General features: G+C 68.1%; 4 protein-coding genes. All 4 read left to right on the forward strand.

Annotated elements, in window-relative coordinates:
* The coding region (locus tag JHD67_RS20860; protein ID WP_199101068.1) for a primosomal protein N' at positions 1-1819 on the forward strand (1819 nt) is incomplete at its 5' end.
* A gap of 60 nt (positions 1820-1879) precedes the next feature.
* On the forward strand, positions 1880-3193 hold the full coding sequence (locus JHD67_RS20865; RefSeq protein ID WP_199101069.1) for an NAD(P)/FAD-dependent oxidoreductase: 1314 nt from the start codon (positions 1880-1882) through the stop codon (positions 3191-3193).
* Positions 3183-4172, forward strand: a complete 990-nt coding sequence (tal, locus tag JHD67_RS20870; protein ID WP_233172152.1) for a transaldolase — start codon at positions 3183-3185, stop codon at positions 4170-4172. The genes JHD67_RS20865 and tal overlap by 11 nt, the downstream gene beginning before the upstream one ends.
* Before the next feature lie 684 nt (positions 4173-4856).
* Positions 4857-5184, forward strand: a 328-nt coding sequence (locus tag JHD67_RS20875; RefSeq protein ID WP_199101071.1) for a hypothetical protein, incomplete at its 3' end; no start/stop codon positions are given.

Consider the following 5184-nt stretch of genomic DNA (forward strand, 5'->3'; position numbering starts at 1 on the left):
CTGGGAACTCACCGTGGCAGGCCGCAGCGCGCTCGACGCCGGCAGCCGCCGCGGTGGCAGCCGGGCCTTGCTGGAAGCACTCGCGCGCGGCCCCCAGACCGCCGAGCTACTGCATGAACTACTGCCCGGTTGGCGCGACGCCGCGCGCCGCCTGGACGACGCCGGGCTGATCGCCCGCTGCGAACGGCACGCCGACGCGCCCGCGCCCGTAACCACCGCACCGGCGCTCAGCGTCGAGCAACAACAAGCCGTGGAAGCCATCGGCGAAACGCTGGGACGCTTCCAGCCGTTCCTGCTCGATGGGGTCACCGGCAGCGGCAAGACCGAGGTCTACCTCGCCCTGATCGAGCAGGTCATCGCCCAGGGCAAACAAGCCCTGCTGCTGGTGCCGGAAATCGGCCTGGCCCCGCAAACCGTGCGGCGGCTGCGCGAGCGGCTCGGCGTGACGGTGCAGGTGCTGCATTCCAACCTGGCCGAAGGCGATCGCGCCCGTGCGTGGCTGCGCGCCCGCAGCGGAGAGGCCAAAGTGATCCTGGGCACGCGCTCGGCGGTATTCACTCCGCTGCCGCATGCCGGCCTGATCGTGGTCGACGAAGAACACGACAGCGCCTACAAGCAACAGGAGGGCTTCCGCTACCACGCTCGCGACCTGGCCCTGCTGCGGGGCCGCGCGCTCGGCGTGCCGGTGGTGCTGGGGTCGGCCACGCCCTCGCTGGAAACGCTCGCCAACGTCCAGGCGGGCCGATATCGCTCGCTGCGTCTGCGCGCGCGACCGGGCGCCGTCCGCGCGCCGCAGGTGCAGATCGTGGACATGCGCGCGCAGCGCCTGGAACACGGCCTGTCGCCCGCGTTGCTCGCCGCCGTAGGCGACACCGTGGCGCGCGGCGAACAGGTGCTAGTGTTTCGCAATCGCCGCGGCTATGCGCCGGTGCTGCTGTGCTACAGCTGCGGTTGGCACGCCGAATGCCCGCGCTGCGAACACCCGATGACCCTGCACGCCAGCCGGCGACAACTGATCTGTCATCACTGCGACTATCGCGCACAGGTACCGCAGGCCTGCCCCGCCTGCACCGCGCCCCAACTCAAGCCGCAGGGCCAGGGCACCGAACGCCTGGAAGAAGCGCTCGCCGCGCTCTTTCCGGAGGTGCCGGTGCTGCGCATCGATCGCGAAACCACGCGCCGACGCGACGCCTTCGAACAACTGTTGGAAGGCCTGCACCAGGACCGACCCGCCATCCTCGTCGGCACGCAGATGCTGGCCAAGGGCCACGACCTGCCCAACCTCACCCTGGTCGCCATCGTGGGTGTGGACGAAGGCCTGCACAGCGTGGATTTCCGCGCCAGCGAACGGCTCGCCCAGCTCGTGGTGCAGGTCGCCGGTCGCGCCGGCCGCGCGGCCAAGCCTGGCCGCGTGCTGCTGCAAACCCATCATCCGGAACATCCGCTGCTGCGTCAGCTGTTGGCACAAGGCTATGGCGCTGCCGCACAAACCCTGCTGGAAGAACGCCGCAGCGTGGAGCTGCCGCCGTTCGGTCATCAGGTGCTGCTGCGCGCCGACGCCCATCAACGCGAACACGTGGATGGGTTTCTGCACGAGGCCCGCGCCGCGCTCGCCGACGCGCCCCTGCAGATCGCCGGCCCGATGCCCGCGCCGATGCCACTGCGCGCCGGTCGTCATCGCGGCCAATTACTGATCGAAGCCAGCACGCGCAGCGCGCTGCATCAAACCATACGACCCTGGTATCGCCTGCTCGCCACGCTGCCCACGGCGCGGCGAGTACGCTGGTCGCTCGACGTCGATCCCATCGATCTGTACTGACACGGGATCACGGCGACAGCGGCTCCTCTTACGATTTCCCCATCTGAAAGAGGCATCAACATGGATAGTCATGACGCTCGAACGCCCGATCCCCGCCACCACGTCGTGATCCTCGGCGGCGGCTTTGGCGGCCTCGCCGTGGCACGCGGCCTGGCCGACAGCCAGGCCCGCATCACCCTGGTCGATCGACGCAATCATCATCTGTTCCAGCCGCTGCTCTACCAGGTCGCCACCGCCGGCCTGTCGGCGCCCTCCATTGCCGCACCGCTGCGCCAGATCCTGCGCAAGCAGGCCAACGCGACGGTGCTGATGGACGAGGCGCTCGGCGTCGATCTTGCTGCCCGGCGCGTGCAACTCGCCCAGGGTGAATTGCGCTACGACACGCTCGTCGTCGCCACCGGTTCCACCCACGCGTACTTCGGCCATGACGAGTGGGAACGCTATGCCCCCGGCCTGAAGACGCTCGACGACGCCTTTACCATCCGCCGCCGCGTACTGACCGCCTTCGAACGCGCCGAACGCGAGGACGACCCAGCGCAACGCCAGGCATGGCTCAACTTTGTCGTGGTCGGCGGCGGCGCCACCGGCGTGGAACTGGCCGGCACGCTGGCCGAGATCTCCCGCCACACGCTGCCGCGCGAGTTTCGCCGCGCCGACCCTCGCAAGGCCAACGTACTGCTGGTGGAAGCCGGCCCGCGCCTGCTGCCCGCGTTCGATCCCTCGCTATCGGACAAGGCGCGCCGCCAACTGGAAAAGCTGGGTGTGGAAGTGCGCCTGGGCACCGCGGTCACCGCCATTGGCGCGGACGGCGTCACCCTGGGCGACACGCCTTACCCCGCACGCACCGTGTTATGGGGCGCCGGTGTCGCTGCCTCGCCGCTGGGCAAACACCTGGCGGCCCCCGTGGATCGCGCCGGGCGCGTGCAGGTCACGGCTGATCTCAGCCTGCCCGATCACCCCGAGGTCTTCGTGATAGGCGACCTCGCCTGCGTGCCCCTGCCAGACGGCAAACTGGTGCCGGGCGTGGCGCCCGCCGCCAAACAGATGGGCCGCTACGTGGCCACCCTTATCAAGGCACGCTGGCGCGGCGCGACGCTCCCGCCCTTCCGCTACCGTGACGACGGCGCACTCGCCACCATCGGCCGCATGGCCGCCGTGGCGCAATTTGGCCGTCTCAAACTCTCCGGCCTGCTCGCCTGGTGGGTCTGGCTGGTCGCCCATATCGCCTTCCTGATCGGCTTTCGCAACCGTCTCGTGGTGATGCTGGACTGGGCCTGGGCCTATTGGACCTACCAGCGCCACGCCCGCATCGTCACCGGCAGCGATACACCCATCGCCAAGCCTTTGCCGTCGGAGGCCGAGCATGGACAATAGCCCTTTCGCTCTCTCGGAAGTCGCCGTGTCCTCCCAACTTGAACAGCTCCGCCAGTACACCACCGTGGTCGCCGACACCGGCGACATCGAAGCGATCGCTCGCTATCGCCCGGTGGATGCCACCACCAACCCATCCTTGCTGCTCAAGGCGACGGAGCTGCCCGCTTACGCGCCGCTGATCGATGAAGCAGTGAGCTGGGCCAAGGGCAAGAGCGCCTCGCGCGAGCAACAGCTGGTGGACGCCGGCGATCACCTCGCCGTGGCCGTGGGCCGCAAGATCGTCGAGCTGGTGCCGGGCCGCGTGTCCACCGAAGTGGATGCGCGCCTCTCGTTCGACACCCAAGCCACCATCGCCAAGGCCGAGCGCCTGGTCGATCTGTACGAGCAGGCTGGCGTAAAGCGCGATCGCATCCTCATCAAGATCGCCTCCACCTGGGAAGGCATCCGCGCCGCCGAAGTGCTGGAGAAGCGCGGCATCCAGTGCAACCTCACCCTGCTGTTCTCGTTTGAGCAGGCGGTGGCGTGCGCCGAAGCCGGCGTGTTCCTGATCTCGCCCTTCGTGGGCCGCATCATGGACTGGTACGTGGCCAACACCGCCACCAAGAGCTACGCGCCGGACGAAGACCCGGGCGTGAAGTCGGTGCGACGCATCTACGCCTGGTACAAGCAGCACAGCTTCGACACCGTGGTGATGGGCGCAAGCTTCCGCAACATCGGTCAGATCCAGGCGCTGGCAGGCTGCGATCGCCTCACCATCAGCCCCGACCTGCTGGAGAAGCTGGAGCAAGATCAGTCGCCGCTGCCGCGCATGCTCAGCGACAACGGCGCACGCGAAGCGCGTCCGGCCCCCCTCAGCGAAGCCGCCTTCCGCTGGGGCCACAACGAAGACGCCATGGCTACCGACAAGCTGGCCGATGGCATCCGCAAGTTCGCCGTGGACCAGCGCAAGCTGGAAACGCTGCTCGCCGCCAAGCTCTAAACACGGCCCTGCGATCTGCGCACGGCCCGTGCGCAGATCGTCAAAGACCAGCTACTGGATCCACCGAGGCGCGACATCCTGCGCAAGTCGAGCCTGCAGCACCGTTCCATACAACGCCGTGCCGCCCATAGGCATACGCCGCGTCAGCCGTATCCGACTCATGCCTGGCTCTGCCTGCTGTACGCGCACGCCCAAACACGCCAGCGCATGCGCAGCGACGTGTGTCCGTAAACAGCTGATTACGCCGTCAGTCATCGCCAGGTGCGGCACACCGGCACCCACCTCCCGGTAAGCCGCGGGGCGATCAACGGACGGGTCAGGCGCTGGCGCGCCGTGCCATACGGCGAGCCCATGCCGATACCGTGGCGCTCACTGTCAGCCAACGTGTAAGTAGGCGCAGGCGTACGGCTCCGCCAACACTGACAGCGCGTGCGGCCTTTTCCGGATGGGCCACGCTGCCCGCTAGCCTCATCGTAGTGCGTTCCTGCCAGCCACCCAGGGACCGCCGATGGCACCCCCATCCGATCTGCGTTTCATCTTTCCGCCGGGTCGGCACATCGGCTTGATGCCGGAGCTATCCCAAGGAGAGAAGGGTTTTCTTCGACCCCCATCCCCGGCTTCCGCCAGACGCTGCGCCCCACGCCGCCGGACTCTCCGACTAGCCATGCCATCAAGGACGACAGGATGTTGATCAGCCTTCCGTTTCTCTCCGGCACCCAGCCCGACCAGGACACCAGCGGCACCACCCTGGGCGAATCGTCCGGGCAAGGCGCGTTTCCGCTGGGGCGCGACATGAACTGGCATGGCGGCCTGCACTTCACGGCGCCGGGTGGCACGCGCAACCCCGAACACGTACGCGCCATCGCCGATGGCGTGGTGGTGTACGCGCGCGACAGCAACGCCATCCCCGCACACGATACCGACCCCGCCATCATGGCGGCCCATCCCTTGCTCTACTACAAGGGCTGGACCAGCAACGGCGTGGTGATTCTTCGGCACGACACCGAGATCG

The sequence above is a fragment of the Dyella sp. ASV21 genome (assembly GCF_016428975.1).
GTDB lineage: Bacteria > Pseudomonadota > Gammaproteobacteria > Xanthomonadales > Rhodanobacteraceae > Dyella.